At 69.5% G+C, this 19,379-nt stretch carries 19 protein-coding genes and 1 riboswitch; of the genes, 13 read left to right on the top strand and 6 right to left on the bottom strand.

Going from position 1 to position 19,379, the window contains the following annotated elements; translation table 11 throughout:
• Positions 1–86 precede the first annotated feature (86 nt).
• The 4 genes from H7I87_RS24240 to H7I87_RS24225 are packed head-to-tail and all read left to right on the top strand — an operon-like array spanning position 87 to position 4,923.
• Positions 87–497: an MmpS family transport accessory protein gene (locus H7I87_RS24240; RefSeq protein WP_003873821.1), complete on the top strand. Its 411-nt coding sequence runs from the start codon at positions 87–89 to the stop codon at positions 495–497.
• Positions 494–3,361, top strand: a complete 2,868-nt coding sequence (locus H7I87_RS24235) for an MMPL/RND family transporter (RefSeq protein ID WP_023862160.1) — start codon at positions 494–496, stop codon at positions 3,359–3,361. Before H7I87_RS24240 ends, H7I87_RS24235 begins: the two co-directional genes overlap by 4 nt.
• Positions 3,358–3,999: a TetR/AcrR family transcriptional regulator gene (locus H7I87_RS24230; protein WP_003879269.1), complete on the top strand. Its 642-nt coding sequence runs from the start codon at positions 3,358–3,360 to the stop codon at positions 3,997–3,999. The genes H7I87_RS24235 and H7I87_RS24230 overlap by 4 nt, the downstream gene beginning before the upstream one ends.
• A 60-nt stretch (positions 4,000–4,059) precedes the next feature.
• On the top strand, positions 4,060–4,923 hold the full coding sequence (locus H7I87_RS24225) for an endonuclease domain-containing protein (RefSeq protein WP_009979405.1): 864 nt from the start codon (positions 4,060–4,062) through the stop codon (positions 4,921–4,923).
• A gap of 164 nt (positions 4,924–5,087) precedes the next feature.
• On the opposite strand, the gene H7I87_RS24220 is transcribed toward H7I87_RS24225, so the two are convergent.
• Genes H7I87_RS24220 through glnX form a run of 3 tightly spaced genes read right to left on the bottom strand, consistent with a single transcriptional unit; the run spans position 5,088 to position 9,675 of the window.
• Positions 5,088–7,379, bottom strand: a complete 2,292-nt coding sequence (locus H7I87_RS24220; RefSeq protein WP_023862161.1) for a serine/threonine-protein kinase PknG — start codon at positions 7,377–7,379, stop codon at positions 5,088–5,090.
• A complete protein-coding gene (locus tag H7I87_RS24215; protein WP_003873816.1) occupies positions 7,379–8,359 on the bottom strand; it encodes a glutamate ABC transporter substrate-binding protein in 981 nt (326 codons plus the stop codon). Before H7I87_RS24215 ends, H7I87_RS24220 begins: the two co-directional genes overlap by 1 nt.
• Entirely contained in the window at positions 8,356–9,675 is a 1,320-nt protein-coding gene (gene glnX, locus H7I87_RS24210) for a protein kinase G-activating protein GlnX (RefSeq protein WP_003879271.1), read from the bottom strand. Before glnX ends, H7I87_RS24215 begins: the two co-directional genes overlap by 4 nt.
• Positions 9,676–9,825: 150 nt before the next feature.
• On the opposite strand from glnX, the gene H7I87_RS24205 reads away from it, so the two are divergent.
• Positions 9,826–10,467, top strand: coding sequence for an NUDIX hydrolase (locus H7I87_RS24205; RefSeq protein ID WP_011726222.1), 642 nt, complete (start codon positions 9,826–9,828; stop codon positions 10,465–10,467).
• On the opposite strand, the gene thiE is transcribed toward H7I87_RS24205, so the two are convergent.
• On the bottom strand, positions 10,439–11,110 hold the full coding sequence (thiE, locus tag H7I87_RS24200) for a thiamine phosphate synthase (protein ID WP_011726221.1): 672 nt from the start codon (positions 11,108–11,110) through the stop codon (positions 10,439–10,441). The genes H7I87_RS24205 and thiE overlap by 29 nt on opposite strands.
• Before the next feature lie 39 nt (positions 11,111–11,149).
• Positions 11,150–11,259: riboswitch (TPP riboswitch) on the top strand.
• Here thiE and thiO point away from each other — a divergent pair.
• The 4 genes from thiO to H7I87_RS24180 all read left to right on the top strand — a co-directional run bounded on the left by thiO (position 11,251) and on the right by H7I87_RS24180 (position 14,029).
• Entirely contained in the window at positions 11,251–12,267 is a 1,017-nt protein-coding gene (gene thiO / locus H7I87_RS24195) for a glycine oxidase ThiO (RefSeq protein WP_009979402.1), read from the top strand. (Overlaps the previous riboswitch by 9 nt.)
• A gap of 49 nt (positions 12,268–12,316) precedes the next feature.
• On the top strand, positions 12,317–12,514 hold the full coding sequence (gene thiS / locus H7I87_RS24190) for a sulfur carrier protein ThiS (protein WP_003873811.1): 198 nt from the start codon (positions 12,317–12,319) through the stop codon (positions 12,512–12,514).
• Complete coding sequence (locus tag H7I87_RS24185; RefSeq protein ID WP_009979401.1) at positions 12,507–13,265, top strand: thiazole synthase; 759 nt, start codon at positions 12,507–12,509, stop codon at positions 13,263–13,265. Before thiS ends, H7I87_RS24185 begins: the two co-directional genes overlap by 8 nt.
• Complete coding sequence (locus tag H7I87_RS24180; protein WP_011726220.1) at positions 13,262–14,029, top strand: SGNH/GDSL hydrolase family protein; 768 nt, start codon at positions 13,262–13,264, stop codon at positions 14,027–14,029. Before H7I87_RS24185 ends, H7I87_RS24180 begins: the two co-directional genes overlap by 4 nt.
• 3 nt (positions 14,030–14,032) lie before the next feature.
• On the opposite strand, the gene H7I87_RS24175 is transcribed toward H7I87_RS24180, so the two are convergent.
• Together H7I87_RS24175 and H7I87_RS24170 are read right to left on the bottom strand one after the other, a co-directional pair.
• Positions 14,033–14,554 carry a hypothetical protein gene (locus tag H7I87_RS24175; RefSeq protein ID WP_009979398.1) on the bottom strand — a complete coding sequence of 174 codons (522 nt, stop codon included), beginning with the start codon at positions 14,552–14,554 and terminating at the stop codon, positions 14,033–14,035.
• A gap of 53 nt (positions 14,555–14,607) precedes the next feature.
• The gene (locus H7I87_RS24170) at positions 14,608–15,138 is read right to left on the bottom strand and encodes a hypothetical protein (RefSeq protein WP_009979397.1); all 531 of its coding nucleotides are present in this window, start codon (positions 15,136–15,138) and stop codon (positions 14,608–14,610) included.
• A gap of 334 nt (positions 15,139–15,472) precedes the next feature.
• Between H7I87_RS24170 and H7I87_RS24165 the strand changes: the two genes are divergently transcribed.
• From H7I87_RS24165 to H7I87_RS24150, 4 genes are read left to right on the top strand one after another with little or no spacing between them, the layout of a single operon-like run.
• Positions 15,473–15,805 carry a CD225/dispanin family protein gene (locus H7I87_RS24165; RefSeq protein ID WP_011726219.1) on the top strand — a complete coding sequence of 111 codons (333 nt, stop codon included), beginning with the start codon at positions 15,473–15,475 and terminating at the stop codon, positions 15,803–15,805.
• Positions 15,806–15,824: 19 nt separating this feature from the next.
• Complete coding sequence (locus H7I87_RS24160) at positions 15,825–16,250, top strand: DUF2752 domain-containing protein (RefSeq protein WP_003873805.1); 426 nt, start codon at positions 15,825–15,827, stop codon at positions 16,248–16,250.
• A gap of 53 nt (positions 16,251–16,303) precedes the next feature.
• Positions 16,304–17,800, top strand: coding sequence for a M28 family metallopeptidase (locus H7I87_RS24155; RefSeq protein WP_011726218.1), 1,497 nt, complete (start codon positions 16,304–16,306; stop codon positions 17,798–17,800).
• Positions 17,797–19,269, top strand: coding sequence for a M28 family peptidase (locus H7I87_RS24150; protein ID WP_011726217.1), 1,473 nt, complete (start codon positions 17,797–17,799; stop codon positions 19,267–19,269). The genes H7I87_RS24155 and H7I87_RS24150 overlap by 4 nt, the downstream gene beginning before the upstream one ends.
• The last annotated feature ends 110 nt before the right edge of the window (positions 19,270–19,379 follow it).

The following is a 19,379-nucleotide window of genomic DNA, read 5'->3' as shown; positions in this document are numbered from 1 at the left end:
TGCGCGCTAGTCGGCGGCGGCGCTTGTCTCGCTGCGCGAAAAATGAAGGGAGGCAGCGGATTTTGCGCATCTTGCGTAGGGCGTGGATGCCCCTGCTGCTGGTGGTCGTGATTTCGCTGGGCGCCTACGCGGTGGTCCGTATCCGCGACACGTTCGGCACCCACGGCGGTGTGACGAGCGGGGAGGGCGCCGGCGACAACACCAAGCCGTTCCACCCCAAGCACATCACGTACGAGATCACCGGCGCCCCGGCCGGCACGGTGAACGCGAACTATCTGGACGAGAACGGCCAGCCGCACCTGGTCGAATCGGCGCCGTTGCCGTGGTCGTTCACCATCGTGACCACGTTGCCGTCGATGTCGGCCAACATCGTCGCCCAGGCCAGCGAGCAGGTGCATGCGCTGCGGTGCCGGGTCATCGTCGACGACCAGGTCCGCGACGACCGCAACACCAACGACTACCAACCGTTCATCTACTGCTTGGTGAAATCCGTATGAGTAACCCGCATGCGCAGTCCCGACTCCCGGTCATTCCCAGGCTCATTCGCGTGCTGTCGCTGCCGATCACCCTGGGCTGGGTGTTCGTCGCGGTCGCCCTGGGGGTGCTGTCGCCGTCGCTCGACGACGTCGCGTCCCAGCACTCGGTGCCGATGACCCCGCGGGACGCGCCGGCGTTCAAGTCGATGATGCACATCGGCGACAAGTTCAACGAGTTCCACACCGATTCCACGGCGATGGTGGTCCTGGAGGGGAAGGACAAACTCGGCGACAGCGCGCACGAGTTCTACGACCGCATCGTGCGCAAGCTGCGGGACGACCATCAGCACGTCCAGAACATCCAGGACTTCTGGAGTGATCCGCTGACCGCCGCCGGCTCGCAGAGCCCGGACGGCAAGTCCGCCTACGTGCAGGTCTTCCTCAACGGCGCCCAGGGAACCACGCCCAGCTACGAGTCGGTCGCCGCGGTGCGCAAGATCGTCGACAGCACACCCGCACCGCCCGGCGTCAAGGCGTACGTGGCCGGCAACACCGTGCTGAACGCCGACACCAGCATCGTCGGCCATAAGAGCATGGCGACGATGGCGCTGGTCTCGATCGTGGTCATCTTCGTGATGCTGCTGGTGGTGTACAGGTCGATCGTCACCACCGTGCTGAGCCTGGTGATCATTGGCATAGAACTCTTTGCGGCCCAGGGCATTACGGCGACGGCCGGCAATCTCAACATCATCGGCCTGACGCCCTACGCGGTCAGCATGATCACCATGCTCAGCATCGCCGCGGGAACCGACTACGTCATCTTCCTGCTCGGCCGCTATCACGAAGCGCGCTCCTTCGGCCAGGGCAGGGAGGAGGCCTTCTACACCGCCTATCACGGTGTCTCGCACGTCATCCTGGGCTCGGGCCTGACCATCGCGGGCGCCTGCCTGTGCCTGACGGCGGCCCGGTTGCCGTATTTCCAGACCATGGGGTTGCCCTGTGCGATAGCGATGGTGGTCATCGTGTTGGCGGCGCTGACCCTGGCGCCGGCGATCCTGGCGGTCGGCTCGCGGTTCGGCCTGTTCGATCCCAAACGCGCGATCGACGTGCGGGGCTGGCGCAAGGTGGGCACCGCCGTGGTGCGCTGGCCCAAGCCGATCATCGTGGTGACCGCGGCGATCGCGGTGATCGGGTTCATCAGCCTGCTGACGTACGTGCCGAACTACGACGACCAGAAATTCACGCCGAAGGACATGCCCGCCAACGCCGCGATGACGGCCGCCGAACGGCACTTCTCCCAGGCCCGGATGAACCCGGAGTTGCTGATGGTGGAGGCCGACCACGATCTGCGCGACCCGGCCGATATGCTCGTCGTCGACCGAATCGCCAAGAGCGTCTTTCATCTTCGCGGCATCGAGCGGGTCCAGACCATCACCCGGCCGCTGGGGGCGCCGATCGAGCACAGCTCGATCCCGTTCCAGATCGCCATGCAGAACTCGGGCACGCTGCAGACGGCCAAGTTCATGAACGACACCATGGCGAACATGCTCGAGCAGGCCGACGAGCTGGACAAGACGATCGCCGTGATGGAGCACATGTACGGCGTCATGAAGGAACTCACCGCCACCACGCACAGCATGGTCGGCCGCACCCACGAGATGGTGGACACCACCAATGAATTACGGGACCGCATCGCCGATTTCGACGACTTCTTCCGGCCCATCAGAAGCTACTTCTACTGGGAGAAACACTGTTTCGACATCCCGGTCTGCTGGTCGATGCGCTCGCTGTTCGACGCGCTGGACGGCATCGACGAGCTCTCCGACCAGATATCTGGGCTCACCATCGATCTCGATCACATGGATCGGTTGATGCCGCAACTGCTGGCCGATTTCCCGAAAACCATCGACTCGATGAAGACGATGCGCGACTTCATGCTGTCCACCCATTCCACGATGGCCGGCATCCAGGCCCACCAGCAGGAGGCCGCCGAGGGCTCGACGTTGATGGGGCAATACTTCGACGAGGCCAAGAACGACGACTCGTTCTACCTGCCGCCGGAAGTCTTCAAAAACCCCGACTTCAAACGCGGGCTGAAGATGTTCGTCTCACCCGACGGCACCGCGGTGCGGTTCATCATCACCCACCAGGGCGATCCGGCCTCGGTCGAGGGAATCAAGCACGTCGCCGGTGTCAAGGACGCGGTCGCCGACGCCATCAAGGGCACCCCGCTGGAGAGCTCCAAGGTGTACCTGGCCGGGACCGCGTCGATGTACTCCGACATGCAAGAAGGCGTCATCATCGACCTCCTGGTCGCCGGAATCTCCTGTCTCATCCTGATTTTCACGATCATGTTGATCATCACCCGCAGTGTGGTCGCGGCGTTGGTCATCGTCGGCACCGTCGCCGCCTCGCTGGGCACCGCCTGCGGCCTGTCGGTGCTGATGTGGCAGGACCTCATCGGGCTCGGCGTGCAATGGATCGTGCTGCCGCTGTCCATCGTGATCCTGCTGGCGGTGGGATCGGACTACAACCTGCTGCTGGTGTCGCGACTCAAGGAGGAGATCCCCGCGGGCCTCAACACCGGCATCATCCGCGGCATGGGCGCCTCGGGCCGGGTCGTCACCGCCGCCGGGCTGGTGTTCGCCTTCACCATGGCGTCGATGATCGTCAGCCAGCTGCGGGTGATCGGCGAGCTCGGCACCACCATCGCGCTGGGCCTGCTCGTCGACACCCTGATCGTGCGGTCCTTCATGACGCCGTCGATCGCCGCCGCGCTCGGGCACTGGTTCTGGTGGCCGATCAACACCATCCGCATGACCCGACGCACACACCACGACGAGGAGGCACACACGGCGCCGATCCGGCAGCCGGCTCTAAGGTGAACTGCGTGGGGCAGCCGCAATCGCAGATGGAGCCGGAATCCAAGCTTCGCCAGCGCACCGAGGGGCGACTCGATCGCTCGCGCGACCCCGCGATCCTCGATGCCGCGTTGGCGGCGCTGGCCGAACACGGCTATGACGCGACGAACATGAACGACATCGCCGCGCGGGCCGGCGTCGGCAAGGCCGCGATCTACCGGCGGTGGTCGTCGAAGGCCGCGTTGATGACCGACGCCCTGATCTACTGGCGGCCCGAGCTCCTCAACGACGACGCGCCCGACACCGGGAGCCTGGCCGGCGACCTCGACGCGATCGTCAAGCGCGCCAAGCGCAACGACAACGCGTTGATCTCCAACGACCTCGTGCTGCGGGTCGCCTTGGAGGCCGCGCACGATCCCGAGCTCGCCACCGCGCTGAACGACCTGATCCTGTTCAAGGGCCGGCGGGTGCTGTCGGCCGTTCTGGCGCAGGCCGCCGACCGCGGGGAAATCGACCCGAACCGCGACTGGTCGTTGGTCGCCGACGTGTTGACCGCGATGGGCCTGTTGCGCGCCATCAGCGGGCAGCGCGTCGACGGCAAGTTCGTGCGGCGGGTCATCGACACCCTGATCCTGCCCGCCGTGCGGGCGGCACCCGAATAGCTATCGGGGCCTGTGCACAGCCGCGGTCGCGGTCGCCGCCGGCGTGCCAGGGTTTCTCGTATGGGGGAGGCGCCGGTCGTCGGCAGCGAGGAACTGGCGTCCGGGCGGCTGAACCGTCACCGGCTGCGGGTGGCCTACCGTCCGGTGTTCCCGAATGTCTACCTGCCCGCGCAGGTCGAGCCGACGCTGCCGCTTCGCATCCGCGCGGCGTGGCTGTGGTCGGGGCGGACGGCGGTCATCGCCGGCGCGGCCGCGGCGGCGGTGCACGGCGCCGCGTGGATCCCCGATGCTGTCCCGATCGAGTTGATCCACCACAACACTCGTGCCCCCGACGGGGTGCTGATCCGGCGCGACGGCCTGTGCCCCGGCGAAACGCAGATCTGCGACGGGCTCGCCGTCACCACACCGGAGCGAACCGCCTTCGACATCGGGCGACGGGGTGCCGTCCGCTCGGCCGTGGTCCGGCTCGACTCGCTGGCGCGCGCAACGGGTTTCAAGGCCGACGACGTGTTGCGGGTGGCCGGGGCGCACCCGCGCTCGCCCGGGCTACGGCGCCTGGAGGCGGCGCTGGGCCTCGTCGACCCCGGTGCGCAGTCACCGCGGGAGAGCTACCTGCGGCTGCTGCTCATCGACGCGGGTCTGCCTCGGCCGCAGACCCAGGTCCCGGTGCCGGGCGCCGACGGCCTGCCCGTCGCGTACCTGGACATGGGCTGGCCCGAGTGGATGGTCGCCGTCGAATACGACGGCGACCACCATCGCACCGACCGGCGCCAGTACGTCAAAGACATTCGCCGGCTGGAGATGCTCGAGCAGCTGGGCTGGGTCATCGTCCGGGTGGTCGCAGAGGACCGGCCGGCGGACATCGTCCGCCGCGTCCGCGCGGCACTGGCGAAATCTGGTGTTGCGCCTCGGCTTTCAGTGTGAGGTGTCGGCTTTCGGTGTTGCGGTACGGCTTTCGGTGTTGCGCTGCGGCTTTCGGTGTTGCACCAGGGCGCGGATCGTCGGCGTGTCGCCGCCCTGTGTACACACTCGACGCCCAGGGTGCACACTCGGGCCGAGGCGCCGGGACGCCGAGGCGCCCGGACGACTCAGAACGTGCTGGTGGGCCGCACCTTGTTGGCCATGTCCACCAGCGCGTAGCGGTGCCGCTGGGTGGGGGCGACGCGGGCCAGGTTGCGCAGCGCCGCTTCGACGCCCAGCCGCAGCCCGTGCTCGGTGAACGGGAAGCCGAGGATGTGGTTGGTGCTGGCCTTGTTGTCCTCCAGCCAGTCCATCGCGCAGCCGAGCACCAGGGCGCGGATCTGCAACACCCGCGGCTCGGTCGGCGGCAGCGCCTCCACCCGCCGGGCCGCGTCCCGGATTTCCTCTTCGGTGATCTCGCTCTTGGACCGCCCGGACAACAGCGTCACCGCACTGGTCAGCCGCGCGGTGGTGAAGTGCCGCGAGGTGGCCGGCACCTCGTCGAGGGTGCGCACCGCGGCGGCCCGATCACCCTCGGCGGACAGGGTTCTGGCCAACCCGAAGGCCGCCGAGATCACGCCGTCGTTGGTCTTCCACACCGTCTCGTAGAACCGATGCTCGTCGACATCGCCGGCCAGCTCGGCGGTCGCGGCCAACGCCAACTTGGGCGCCAGCTCGCCCGGGAAGGTGTCCAGCACCTCGGTGAAATGCGTTGTGGCCGAATCGTAGTCGCCGGTCAGCAGCTCGGCCACCGCCTTGTACCAGACCAGCCGCCACTGCCAGCCGACCCGCTCGGCCAGGTCGTCGAGCTTGCGGGTGGCCTTGGCCACGTCGCCGAGGTCCAGCAGCGCGCGCACCTCCATCAGCGGCAGCTCGATCGACTCGGACAACTCGACCCCGTCGGCGTCCAGCGTCCCGTGCCGGGCCGCGCGCAGCGAGTCCAGCGTCTGCACCGGCTGCGACAACACCGTCGCCTGCAGCACCGGGGCGGCGACGTCGGCCGGATCGACCAGCGGCACCTGCAGCGCGGTCACGATCTCGCGGGCGGTCAGCTTCTCCGAATGCACCTGGCCGTCCAGGTACACGTCGGTGTGCGCGACCAGCAGGTCCACCCCGAACGTCGAGCGGCTGGGCGAGAAGATGGTCGACAGGCCGGGCCGCGGCACCCCGGTGTCGTGCGCGACCACCTCGCGCAGCACCCCCATCAGCTGGGCCGACATCTCCTCGGTGCTGGAGAACCGGCGCCGCGGGTCGGGGTCGGTGGCGCGGCGAAGCAACCGGCGGAAGGAGTCGTAGGCGCCCAGCACCGGGTCGTTGTCGGGGATGCCGTCGACGTAGCGGCCGTTGCGGGTGGGCAGGTTCAGCGTCAGCGCGGCCAGCGTGCGCCCCACCGTGTAGATGTCGGTGGCCACCGTCGGGCCGGTCCGCACGATCTCCGGCGCCTGGAAACCCGGTGTGCCGTAAAGGTATCCGAACGAGTTGATCCGCGACACCGCGCCCAGGTCGATCAGCTTGAGCTGCTCCTCGGTGAGCATGATGTTCTCCGGCTTGAGGTCGTTGTAGACCAGGCCGATCGAATGCAAATAACCCAGCGCCGGCAGGATCTCCAGCACGTAGGCGATGGCCTCGGAGACGGGCAGCTTCTCGCCCTTGCCGTGCCGCAGCGGCTGCCCGCCGACGTACTCCATGACGATGTAGCCGACCGGATTCCCGTGCCGGTCCACATGCTCGACGAAGTTGAAGATCTGCACGATCTGCGGGTGCACCACCTCGGCGAGGAACTGCCGTTCGGCCATCGCGATGGCCTGCGCCTCGGCGTCACCGGAGTGCACCAGGCCCTTGAGCACCACCGGCCGGTCGTTGACGTTGTGGTCCACCGCCAGGTAGACCCAGCCCAGCCCGCCGTGCGCGATGCAGCCCTTGACCTCGTACTGGTTGGCGACGATGTCGCCCGGATTCAGTTGCGGCAGAAACGAATACGCGCTGCCGCAGTGCGGGCACCAGCCCTCGGAGGTGCCCTTGCTCTTCTTGGTGGACCGCCCCACCGGTTTGCCGCAGTTCCAGCAGAAGCGCTTGGACTCCGGCACCACCGGGTTGGTCATCAACGCCTCGCGCGGGTCGATGTCGCGGCCGCGCGGAATCTCGACCAGCCCACCGCCGAGCTGACGGACCGGCGGCAGCGCCCGCGTCGCCACCGTCATGCGGTCGGCGCTGTCGGTGTCCAGGGCGCCCAGCGAGATGTGCGGGAAGTCGTCGTCGTCATCGTCGAAGTCGGGCCGGAACAGCGCCTGGGTGGCCTGCAGCCGCCCCGTTGCCGCGCCGCCCTGGGCGTCGTCGCCCACCTCGGCCGGCTGGGTGCCCGGGCCCACCTGCTCGGTCCCCGGTTCCGGCTGCTCGCTCTTGTTGTCCGGCTCGGCCATCAGTCCAGATACCTCGGCGTGGGCGGGGCCGGCGCGGGGCCCAGCACGGTCAACCACTTGCGGTACAACGTGTTCCAGGTGCCGTCCCGGCGGATCCGCTCCAGCGTTCCGTTGACGAACCGCACCAGTCCGGTGTTGTTCAGGTTGATCCCGATGCCGTAGGGCTGGGTGGCCATGTTCGGCCCGACGATGTGCAGGTACGGGTCCTCTTCGACCAGCCCGGCCAGGATCGAGTCGTCGGTGCTGACCGCGTCGATCTCGCGCTGCTGCATGGCCACCAGGCAATCGGCCCAGTTGACCACCGACACCACGATCGGCGGGGGATCGATCTGCCGGATCCGGTGCAGCGACGTGGTGCCCTTGGCCACGCAGACGCGTTTGCCGGACAGGTCGGAGACCTTGGTGATCGGCGAGTCGCGCGGGGCCAGGATGCGCTGGTTGGCATCGAGGTACACGGTGGAGAAGTTCACCTGCTTGCGCCGGTCGCAGGTGATGGTCATGGTCTTGACCACGACGTCGACCTCGCCGCGCTGCAGCGCGGTGACCCGCTCGTCCGACGACAGGATCCGGTACTCGACGTGCGAGGGCGCGCCGAAGATGTCGCGGGCGATCTCGCCGGCGATGTCGACGTCGAAGCCGGTGATCTCGCCGGTGATCGGGTCGCGGAAGCTGAACAGGTTGCTGCCGATGTCGAGGCCGACGATCAGCCGGCCGCGGGCGCGGATGTCGGCCACCGCGGCGTCGGCCTCCGCCTTGGTGGGGAAGGGTCGCAGGCTGGCCGTCAGGTCGCAGTTCTGGTCCGGGCCGTCGGGCGGCAGCGGCGGCTGCGGCGGCAGCTGCTCCATGCCGACCGGGGTGGGCGGCGGCAACGTCGGCACGCTGGCCACCCGCAGCGACTCGGTGTGGCCGCACCCCGCCGCGACCAGCACCGCGGCCAGCGCGGTGCACGCCCGTCGCAGCAGGGGCAGCCCGGCCGTCATCGGTACTCTTTCAGCCTCGGCCACAGGCCCAGCGCCACCGCGATGGCGGCGCCCAGCGACAGCACCACGCCGCCGACCTGGGCGCCGGACAGCCCGCTGCGCGCGTTGATGACGTCGTTGCGCAGGTGGATGCGGCCCTGGTCCATCGCCTTCATCAGCTCGTCCTGCAGCTTGTCGAACGCGGGGGTGGAGTCCTCCTCGCTGCTGCCCAGCGCGACCTGGGTGGCGGCCCGATAGTTGCCCACCGAGATGTAGGAGGTGATCCGGTCGTTGGCTTGGCGCCAGCGCAGCAGCAGCTGGTCGGCGCCCTCCAGGTCGGGCTTGTCCACCGCATCGCTGCGCGACATGTACTCGTCGAGCTGGCGGTGCATCGAGTCCAGGCGCTGGTAGAACGACTGCTTGCGCTTCTCTTCGTCGCCGCGGCGGATCAGCGACAGCGTCTCGTCGGCGCGGGCCTGCTGCGCGGTGATGGCGACGTTGGTGACGGTCTTGAGCGACTCGGCGGCAGTGTCCTTGGCGCTACGGCTGGCCGTCGTAGAAATGGTCAACGCTGTCCCGACCCACACCACCATGACGAGAATAGCGAGCGCGCCCACCACCAGCCCCGGATTGATCCGCCGCCGCGTGCGCCGGGCCAGCCAGCGATGGGCGAACGCCCCGAAGACCACGGTGGCGCCGACCACCATGATGACCGGCGCCGGGATCTGGGTGGACGCCGTGGTCTCCTCGTCCACCCGCTTGGAGGTGGCCTGGTACAGCCGGGCCGCGTCGGGCAGGATCGTCGACTGCATCAGCCCCGACGCCTCCGACAGGTACGACGAGCCGACGGGGTTGCCCTGCCGGTTGTTGGTGCGGGCGGTCTCGATCAGCCCGGTGTAGACGGCCAGCTCGGCGTTGATCCGGCCCAGCAGCTGCACCATCGGCTCGTCGGTGAGCCCGCTGGAGGCCCGGGTCACCGCCACCGCGGCGTCGGTGATGGCCTGCTCGTAGCGCTGCCGCACCGGCGGCGGCTCGGCCTCGGCGATGAAGGCGGTGGCCGCGGCGGCGTCGGCCACCGACAGCGTGGTGTACAGCCGCCCGGCCGCGAACGACAACGGCTCGGTGTGGTTGAGCACCGTGGTGAGCACCTGCTGGCGGTGGTTGATGGTGGTCGAGGTGGCGAACGCGCTCAGGCCGCCCAGCGCCGCCAGCACGATGCCGATGGTCAGGATGCGGCCGGGCGTCGTCGAGATGAACCACCAGCGGGGATGGGCTGGTTCGGCCGGTGACCGCGAGCCCTGCGGCTCGGTCGACGGGTGCGCCAGCTCAACCGTCACGTCTGATCAGCCCTCATCTCTCGGCCACTGGATTTCGCTGCACGGACCTGTATAAGCGAAGTCTAAGAGCATGTTCGGGTGGATGGGTGGAGGCGAAGCAATTGACGACGTGCCAGGGAACAAAGAACTAAGTCTGCCTATCCTGAACTCGTGCACGGCGACGGTGACGGGTGGGTGATCTCCGAGCGCGGCGCCCACTACTGGGGTCGGTACGGCGCCGCCGGTTTGCTGCTGCGCGCCCCGCAACCCGACGGTACGCCCGCCGTGCTGCTGCAGCACCGCGCGGTGTGGAGCCATCAGGGCGGCACCTGGGGACTGCCCGGCGGCGCCCGGGACAGCCACGAGACACCCGAGGAGACCGCGGTCCGCGAAGCGAACGAGGAGGCCGGCCTGCTGGTCGACCGGCTCGCCGTGCGCGCCAGCGTGGTGACGGCCGAGGTCGCCGGGGTGGGCGGCACCCGGTGGAGCTACACCACCGTGATCGCGGACGCCGACGAACTGCTGCACACCGTGCCCAACCGGGAAAGCGCCGAGATGCGCTGGGTCGCCGAGGACGAGGTGGCCGACCTGCCGCTGCACCCCGGCTTCGCGGCCAGCTGGCACCGGCTGCGCACCGAGCCCGCCCGGCTGCCGCTGAGCCACGGCGACGAACGCCGGCAGTACCTGCCCCGCACCATCGAGCCGGAGGACGGCGTCTTCGTCTGGTGCATGCCCGGCGACCCGGCCGACACCGACGAGGCGTCCGCGCAGCTGTGCCGCCGGATCAGCGCGCTGCTGCCAGCGCCGAGCTGAGCCGCCGGGCCGCCGCGGCGGGGTCGTCCGCCGCGGTGATCGCCCGCACCACCACGACCCGGCGGGCCCCGGCGTCGAGCACCTCGGGCAGCCGCTGCGCGTCGATCCCGCCGATCGCGAACCACGGCTTGCCGGTGCGCAGCTCGGCGGCCGCCCGCACCAGCGCCAAGCCCGGCGCCGCGCGGCCCGGTTTGGTGGGCGTGGGCCAGCAGGGCCCGACGCAGAAGTAGTCGGCCGGTCCCGCCGCCGCCGCGGTCATCTGGTCGCGGTCGTGGCTGGACAGCCCGAGCAGCACGTCGGGCCCGACGAATGCGCGCGCCACGTCCAGCGGCAGGTCACCCTGCCCGAGGTGCAGCACGTCGGCGCCGGCCGCGCGGGCGATGTCGGCGCGGTCGTTGACGGCGAACAGGGCGCCGTGCCGGCGGGCCGCGTCGGCCAGGATCTCGCAGGCGGCCAGCTCGTCGCGCGCCTCCAGCGGGCCGAACCGCTGCTCCCCGGGCGACCCCTTGTCGCGCAGTTGGATGACGTCCACGCCGCCGGCCAGGGCGGCGTCGGCGAACTCGGCCAGATCGCCGCGCTCCCGGCGGGCGTCGGTGCACAGGTAGAGCCGCGCGGCGGCCAGAGTTGCCAGACGTTGATGCACACCGCGACGCTAGCGCGCTAGCGTGGAACCCGAACAACTCGTTTTAGACACGGGAGTCCCGGGACCGGGGTCTGAGAGTGGGCGCGCCCGCCCTTACCGTCACACCTGATCCGGATCATGCCGGCGAAGGGAGGCCGCGAATGCCCTCGGACTGCGGGTCGCTGGCCGTCGTCGGTGGCGGGGTCATCGGGCTGGCGGTGGCGCGCCGCGCCGCGCAGGCCGGGTGGTCGGTGCGGGTACACCGCAGCGGCGAGCGGGGCGCCTCCTGGGTGGCCGGCGGCATGCTGGCCCCGCACAGCGAAGGCTGGCCCGGCGAGGAGCGACTGTTGCGGCTGGGCCTGGAATCGCTGCGGTTGTGGCGGGAGGGCGGTTTCCTCGACGGGCTGCCGGGGCGGCTGGTCACCGCGCGCGAGTCGCTGGTGGTGGCGGTCGACCGCGCCGACGTCGCCGACCTGCGCACCGTCGCGGATTGGCTGTCCGCACAAGGACATCCGGTGGTCTGGGAGTCGGCGGCCCGCGACGTCGAGCCCCTGCTGGCGCAGGGCATCCGGCACGGCTTCACTGCGCCCACCGAACTGGCCGTGGACAACCGCGCGGTGCTCGAGGCGCTGGACGCGGCCTGCGAGCGGCTCGGGGTGCGCTGGGCGCCGCCGCTGCACGACCTGGCGGAGGCCGACGCCGACGCGGTGGTGATCGCCAACGGCATCGACGCGCCGGCGTTGTGGCCGGGCCTGCCGGTGCGCCCGGTGAAGGGCGAAGTGCTGCGGCTGCGGTGGCGAAAGGGTTGTATGCCGGTGCCGCAGCGGGTCATTCGGGCCCGCGTGCACGGCCGGCAGGTGTACCTGGTGCCACGCGCGGACGGGGTGGTGGTCGGCGCCACCCAGTACGAACACGGGCGAGACACCGCCCCGGTGGTCTCCGGCGTGCGGGACCTGCTCGACGACGCCTGCGCGGTGCTGCCGGCGCTGGGCGAATACGAGCTGGCCGAGTGCGGCGCCGGGCTGCGCCCGATGACGCCCGACAATCTGCCGCTGGTGGGCCGCCTGGACGCGCGGACCCTGGTTGCCGCCGGTCACGGCCGGTCGGGATTCCTGTTGGCGCCCTGGACGGCAGAACAGATCGTGTCCGAACTGGCCCCGGTGGGAGCACACCGATGATCCCGCCGGCGACGATGCTTCAGCGAAGCGATGAGGAGGAGCGGCGCCAATGATCGTCGTAGTCAACGAGCAAAAGGTCGACGTCGACGCGCACACCACGGTCGCGGCGCTGCTCGATGAGCTGGGCTTCGGCGGCCGCGGCGTCGCGGTGGCCGTGGACGACGCCGTGTTGCCCCGATCCCGTTGGACGACAGAGCTTTCCGAGGGCGCGCGGCTCGAGGTGGTGACGGCGGTGCAGGGTGGTTGATTCGAAACTGACCATCGCCGACCGCAGCTTCAGCTCGCGGCTCATCATGGGCACCGGGGGAGCGGGAAACCTGGCGGTGCTGGAAGAGGCGCTGATCGCCTCGGGCACCGAACTGACCACCGTCGCCATCCGCCGGGTGGACGCCGAGGGCGGCACCGGCCTGCTCGACCTGCTCAACCGGCTGGGCATCACGCCGTTGCCCAACACTGCGGGATGCCGGGGCGCGGCCGAGGCGGTGCTCACCGCGCAGTTGGCCCGCGAGGCGCTGAACACCAACTGGATCAAGCTCGAGGTGATCGCCGACGAGCGCACCCTGCTGCCCGATGCGGTCGAATTAGTCAGGGCCGCAGAACAATTGGTGGACGACGGGTTCGTCGTGCTGCCCTACACCAACGACGACCCGGTGTTGGCGCGCCGACTCGAGGACGCCGGCTGCGCGGCGGTCATGCCGCTGGGCTCGCCGATCGGCACGGGTCTGGGCATCACCAATCCGCACAACATCGAGATGATCGTCGCCGGCGCGGGCGTCCCAGTGGTGCTCGACGCCGGCATCGGCACCGCCAGCGATGCCGCGCTGGCGATGGAATTGGGTTGCGACGCCGTGCTGTTGGCCACCGCGGTGACCCGGGCCGGCGATCCGGCCGCCATGGCCGCCGCGATGTCGGCCGCCGTCACCGCCGGCTATCTGGCCCGCCGGGCCGGGCGGATCCCCAAGCGGTTCTGGGCCCAAGCGTCGAGCCCGCCTCGATGAAACGCTATGTGGCGCTGGGCAGCTCGATGGCCGCCGGCCCCGGGATCCGGCCCCGCGCCGCCGGGGCTCCGCGCTGGTCGGGTCGATCCGCGCGCAACTACGCGCACCTGGTCGCCGCGCGTTGCGGCTACGACCTGGTCGACGTCACCTTCTCCGGGGCGACCACCGCCCACGTGCTCACCGAGCGCCAACACGGTGCGGCGCCGCAGATCGCCGCGCTGGACGGCTCGGAGAGCCTGGTCACCGTCACCATCGGCGGCAACGACGTCGGCTACATCCCGCTGTTGACGGTCGCCGCGCTGCCGCGCCCGCTGCGGCGGCTGCCGCTGCTGGGTGACCGCATCGCCGAACTGCTGGACGCCGAGGCGCGAAACGGCGCGCTCGAGGCGGTGTTCGAATCGCTGTGCGCCGTGGGCACCGCGGTGCGTCAACGCTGCGCGGAGGCACGGATTTTCTTTGTCGACTACCTGACGATGCTGCCGCCGGCGGGCGTGCCGGCCGCGCCGCTGTCAGCCGCCGACGCCGACCTGGGCCGGCACGTGGCCACCACGCTGGAACGGATGACCGCCGATGCCGCCGCGGCGACCGGCTGCGATCTCATCCGGGCGGCCGCGGCCAGCCGCGAACACCACGCCTGGTCCGCCGACCCGTGGACGACGCTGCCGGCGCGGTACGGTCTCCCGCTACCGGGCCGGCCCGCGCCGTTGCACCCCAATGCCGCCGGGATGCGTGCGGTGGCGGAATTGATTGCGGCGCGACTGTAAGCGTCAGCCGTTGGTGCGCCACCACTGGTAGAGGGCGTTGACGTCGGAGTTGGCCGCGGTCAGGTGGCCCAGCACGTTCTTGGCGTCGGTGGTCCAGGTCAGCGTCGCGTAGTTCTTGTAAGTGCCGCAAGCGATCTGACCACCCGTCTGGCCGTTCTGCTTCCAGGTGCCCGGCGACTGCCCGGCGTCTCCGCAGTTGGCCAGCGACACGTCCTTGATGGTGGAGCTGAACGCGGACGCCAGGTTGGTGCCGTTGGAGAACAGGGCGTAGACGCCCGACCCCGGTCCGCTGGGGTCGGGGCTCTGCCCGCACAGCAGCTCGGCCAGTTCGCCGGACTCGGTCAGCTCCTGCGGCTTGCAGTTGTTCAGGCCATAGCCTTTCGATAGCGACGCCGCCAGCGTGTTCATGTCCGAGGCGCTGCCGGTGTTGGGTTCGGCGAGTGCGGGGGCGCTACCCGCGAGAGCCAAACTGCCGGTGAAGGCTGCGGCCGACACGAGACGCAGCGCGGTGTTCCGATATGACATTTTCTGACTCCCTGCGGTTGATGGAAACAAAGCGGGCGAACGCATCTGGGCGCTCACCCGTTGGCGCGCCACCATTGGTAGAGCGCCGCGACATCGGTGTTGGACGCGCGCAGGTAGCTCAGGATGTTCTTGGCGTCGATGGTCCAGATGATCTCGGCGGCGTTGCGGAAGGTGCCGCACGCGGCCTGCCCGGCGCTGGCGGACGAACCATCCTTGTGCCAGCTCGACGGCGACTCGTGGGCGTCGCCGCACGGGGTCAGGACATCCTCTTTGATGGTGGCCCGGAACGCGGTGGCCAGGTTCTCGGGGTTGGTGAACAACACGTACTTGGCCTGCGCCGGTCCCTTCGGGTCGGGGCTTTGCCCGCAGGTCAGTACCGCCAGTTGCCTGCCGCGGTCGATGTTTCCGGCGGTGCAGTTATTCAGCCCGTAGCCCTTCGACAGCGACGCGGCCAGGGTGTTGATGTCCGACGGGTTAGGTGTGCCGGCCGGGTCGGCGGCCGCCGCGGCGCTGCCCGCAAAGACGAATCCGCCAGTGAATACCGCTGCCGTCGCCGCCCTCAGCGCATTGCTGACTTCGGACATCAATGGCTCCTATAACCGCACCTGTTAACACGGATAGTAGGGCTATGTCGCGGTAATGCAATACGTTCCGTCGGCAATTGTCTGTCTGGGCATCGATTTCCGCGCATCCCGTGGAGGACCAGCCAGTGGCGGCAGAGTGAATTTTTCCGCGCCATATTTCGAATTCTGTTGAGGGACGATCGGTGTCGGCGTGGCGCGGATGCACCGATGTGGCCGGGTCGGCACGGCCCGACTCGGCCGAATCAAATTTTGTCATTGCTAGTGCCGACCCGAGCGCGAGCGGGTATGGCTAGCACCGCTTTACGCCAGCTAACTCCCCTCGACTGGAGAATCCATGACACAGCCGCCGCCTCCCCCGCCGCCGCCCGGGTATCCGCCGCAGCAACCGGCCGCCCAAGCGCCGAACAACTATCTGGTGTGGTCGATCCTGGTCACCCTGTTCTGCTGTCTTCCGTTCGGCATCGTCGCGATCGTCAAATCCAGCCAGGTCAACGGATTATGGGCGCAGGGCCGCTACGCCGAGGCGCAGGCGTCCGCCGACAGCGCCAAGAAATGGGTGATCTGGTCGGCGGTCATCGGGGTCGTGGTGGGCATCATCTACGGCATCTTGATGGCGGTCGGCGCGCTGAACACGAACACCAACGCGGCGCTCGCCGCGATGTTCTGACGCCGCGGGGGCCTCGATCATGGTGATCCGCCGGGGGGCGGTGCAGCAGAATCTGACTGCGCCGGTGGTGGTGGCCGCATCCGCGACGGTGCTGTGCGCCGCCGTCTGGGCGGGTGACCCGACCACCCCGGGCGGGCCGCTGCCGGTGTGCCCCACCAAAGCGCTGCTGGGCGTTGACTGTCCCGGCTGCGGCAGCCTGCGCATGGTGTACGCGCTCATGCACGGCAATCTGTTGGGGGCGGCCAGGTTCAACGCCTTAGGCCTGGCCGCCGTCGTGCTGTTGATGTGGGCGTACTTCGCCTGGACCTACGGGCACCTGGTGGGACGACGGATCCGCAGTTGGCAACACCATCGCTGGGCCGCGGCGGTGACGCTGTCGTTGGTGCTGGCCTGGTTCGTGGTGCGCAACATCCCGGTGGCGCCGTTCACCGCGCTGCATGTCTGAGGACGCCGTGTCCTGAATCCGCCCACCCGGGCCGCGGTCTAACCTGGGGCGCGATGGTGAACAAATTCACGACATTTCCGGCGCTGCTCGCGGTGGTCGCCCTGACCGCGTTGGCCACCGGCTGCGGGCACCGCTCCTCCGGCGCGGGCCAAACCACCGGAGACCCCGCCGCGGCGGAGTTCGCGTCCGGGTTGCGCAACAAGGTCACCACCGACGCGATGATGACCCACCTGACCAAGCTGCAAGACATCGCCAACGCCAACAACGGCACCCGGGCGGTCGGCACACCCGGCTACGAGGCGAGCGTCGACTACGTGGTGAAAACCTTGCGCGACAGCGGGTTCGACGTGCAGACCCCGGAGTTCTCGGCCCGGGTGTTCCACGCCGAAAAGCCCGATCTCACCGTCGGCGGCAGGCCGGTGGAGGCCCACGCACTGGACTTCAGCCTGGGCACCGGGCCCGACGGGGTGAGCGGCCCGCTGGTCGCCGCCCCGCCCAACAACCCCGGGTGCGCGGTCACCGACTACGGCAGCCTGCCGGTGCAGGGCGCGGTGATCCTGCTCGACCGCGGCACGTGCCCGTTCGCGCAGAAGGAAGATGTCGCCGCGCAGCGCGGCGCGGTGGCGATGATCATCGCCGACAACGTCGACGAACAACAGATGGGCGGCACGCTCGGGCCGTCGACCGAGGTGAAGATCCCGGTGCTGAGCGTGACCAAGTCCGTCGGGGTGCAGCTGCGCGGGCAGCCCGGGCCCACCACCATCAAGCTCACGGCCAGCGCGCAAAGCTTCAAGGCGCGCAACGTGATCGCGCAGACCAAGACCGGATCGGAGCACGACGTGGTGATGGCCGGGGCGCACCTGGACAGCGTGCCCGAGGGCCCGGGCATCAACGACAACGGGTCGGGCGTGGCCGCGGTGCTGGAAACCGCTGTGCGACTGGGCAGTTCGCCTCCGGTGCACAACGCGGTGCGGTTCGGGTTCTGGGGCGCCGAGGAGCTCGGGCTGATCGGGTCGCGCAACTACGTCGAGTCGCTGGACTTGACCGCGCTGAAAAACATTGCGCTGTACCTGAACTTCGACATGCTCGCCTCGCCGAACCCCGGCTACTTCACCTATGACGGCGACCAGTCGCTGCCGATGGACGCCCGTGGTCAACCGGTGGTGCCCGAAGGGTCGGCGGGCATCGAGCGCACGCTGGTGGCCTACCTGAAGTCGGCCGGCAAGACCGCACAGGACACCTCGTTCGACGGCCGGTCGGATTACGACGGGTTCACCCTGGCGGGGATTCCGGCCGGCGGGCTGTTCTCCGGCGCCGAGGGGAAGATGTCCGCCGATCAGGCCAAGCTATGGGGCGGAACCGCCGACCAGCCGTTCGACCCCAACTACCACCAGAAGACCGACACCCTCGACCACATCGACCGCACCGCGCTGGGGATCAACGGGGGCGGGGTGGCCTACGCGATCGGTCTCTACGCCCAAGACCTCGGCGGCCACAACGGCGTCCCCGCCATGGCCGACCGCACCCGGCACGTGCTCGCCAAGTCATGACCGTCCGGCTGGGCGCGACGCTGCTGTGGATCGCCGTGCTGCTGGCCGGTTGCTCGTCGGCGGGGCCCGGACTGCCGACCGCGGCACCCGATTTGGGCCACGGCCTGGCCAAGAAGGTGACCGCCGACGCCATGATGGCCCACCTGCGCGCCTTGCAGAACATCGCCAACGCCAACGGCGGCAACCGCGCGGACGGCACCCCGGGCTTTCAGGCCAGCGTCGACTACGTGGCTAAAGCGCTGCGCGACAAGGGTTTCGACGTACAGACGCCGCAGTTCGACCGGCTCTACCCGGTGTCCCCCGGCAAGCCGACGCTGACCGTCGCGGGCCGCGGCTACCCCGTCGACCAGGCCTCGATGTTGGTCCAGACCCCGCCCGGCGGGCTGACCGGACCCGCCGTCCGCCCGGCCCAGCCGTCGGGTTGCGCGGCCAGCGACTACCCCGGCGCCCTGCCCAAGGGTGCGATCGCCGTCGTCGACGACACCCGCTGCTCGGTGGTCGACAAACAGAACAGCGCGGTGGCCCGGGGCGCGAGCGCGCTGATCGTGGTGAGCGCACCCGACGGGCACGGCGCCCCGCCCACCTTGTTCACCCCCGGCTACTACAAACAGCTGAGTGTGCCGGTGGCCGTCGTCAACCCGTCCGGCGCCGCCGCGCTGGCCGGTGCCGGCGGGCCGGTGCGGTTAATCCTGGATGCAGTCAACGTCAAGGTCACATCGCGAAACGTGGTGGCGCAGACCAAGACCGGGTCAGCCCACGAGGTCATCATGGTCGGTGCGCACCTGGACGGCTCGCGCGCCGGACCGGGCATCAACGACAACGGCTCCGGCGTGGCCGCGGTGCTGGAAACCGCGCTGCAGCTGGGTCCGCTGGCGCCGGTGAGCAACGCGGTGCGGTTCGTGTTCTGGGGCGCCGGGGAAGACGGACTGGGCGGCGTGATGGATTACCTGTTCGGCCTGGACCGCGACCAACTCAACGACATCGCGCTGTATCTGAACTTCACCATGCTCGGCTCGCCCAACGCCGGGTTCTTCACCGACGACGGCGATCAGTCCGGGCCGCCGGCCCCCGGTATTTCGGCCGCCGACGTCCCCGAAGGGTCGGCCGGCATCGAGCGCACCCTGGCGGGCTATCTGAACCTGGCCGGCAAGCGTGCGGCGGACATGCCCCTGAACACCCGGGCCGACTACCACCCCTTCATGGTGGCCGGTGTGCCGATCGGCGGCATGACCACCGGAGCCTCGCAACCGAAAACCACTGTGCAGTCCCGGTTGTGGGGCGGCCAGGCCGGCGTGCCGTTCGATCCGGACTTCCAAGGTCCCCGCGACACCGCCGACAACATCAACCGGGACGCCCTGGCGGTGATGGGTTCCGGCGTCGGGTTCGCGGTCGGCAGCTACGCCCAATCGATCGGCGGGGTCAACGGGGTGCCGCCGCACGACAAGCGGCATCGCACCCGAGTGCCCTGACCGCGGCACAACGATTTACGCCGGCACGCCGAAGGGTGAGAAATCGCGAGATCCCTTGAAGGGAGCCAGCGCCTTTCTTGCCCCCGGCGACGGCCGGTCGCTCTACACTG

Origin of the sequence: Mycobacterium timonense (assembly GCF_025821985.1) — a bacterium.
In the GTDB taxonomy this organism is placed as follows: Bacteria; Actinomycetota; Actinomycetes; order Mycobacteriales; family Mycobacteriaceae; genus Mycobacterium; species Mycobacterium avium.
This window is presented reverse-complemented; position numbering and strand designations above follow the sequence as displayed.

Coding starts and splice junctions, on each gene's coding strand:
- H7I87_RS24235 (WP_023862160.1), top strand. CDS start 494: ATGAGTAACCCGCATGCGCAGTCCCGACTCCCGGTCATTCCCAGGCTC.
- H7I87_RS24175 (WP_009979398.1), bottom strand. CDS start 14,554: ATGTCATATCGGAACACCGCGCTGCGTCTCGTGTCGGCCGCAGCCTTC.
- H7I87_RS24215 (WP_003873816.1), bottom strand. CDS start 8,359: ATGACGGCCGGGCTGCCCCTGCTGCGACGGGCGTGCACCGCGCTGGCC.
- H7I87_RS24170 (WP_009979397.1), bottom strand. CDS start 15,138: ATGTCCGAAGTCAGCAATGCGCTGAGGGCGGCGACGGCAGCGGTATTC.
- thiS (WP_003873811.1), top strand. CDS start 12,317: ATGATCGTCGTAGTCAACGAGCAAAAGGTCGACGTCGACGCGCACACC.
- H7I87_RS24225 (WP_009979405.1), top strand. CDS start 4,060: ATGGGGGAGGCGCCGGTCGTCGGCAGCGAGGAACTGGCGTCCGGGCGG.
- H7I87_RS24180 (WP_011726220.1), top strand. CDS start 13,262: ATGAAACGCTATGTGGCGCTGGGCAGCTCGATGGCCGCCGGCCCCGGG.
- H7I87_RS24240 (WP_003873821.1), top strand. CDS start 87: ATGCCCCTGCTGCTGGTGGTCGTGATTTCGCTGGGCGCCTACGCGGTG.
- H7I87_RS24160 (WP_003873805.1), top strand. CDS start 15,825: ATGGTGATCCGCCGGGGGGCGGTGCAGCAGAATCTGACTGCGCCGGTG.
- H7I87_RS24220 (WP_023862161.1), bottom strand. CDS start 7,379: ATGGCCGAGCCGGACAACAAGAGCGAGCAGCCGGAACCGGGGACCGAG.
- H7I87_RS24150 (WP_011726217.1), top strand. CDS start 17,797: ATGACCGTCCGGCTGGGCGCGACGCTGCTGTGGATCGCCGTGCTGCTG.
- thiO (WP_009979402.1), top strand. CDS start 11,251: ATGCCCTCGGACTGCGGGTCGCTGGCCGTCGTCGGTGGCGGGGTCATC.
- H7I87_RS24155 (WP_011726218.1), top strand. CDS start 16,304: ATGGTGAACAAATTCACGACATTTCCGGCGCTGCTCGCGGTGGTCGCC.
- H7I87_RS24165 (WP_011726219.1), top strand. CDS start 15,473: ATGACACAGCCGCCGCCTCCCCCGCCGCCGCCCGGGTATCCGCCGCAG.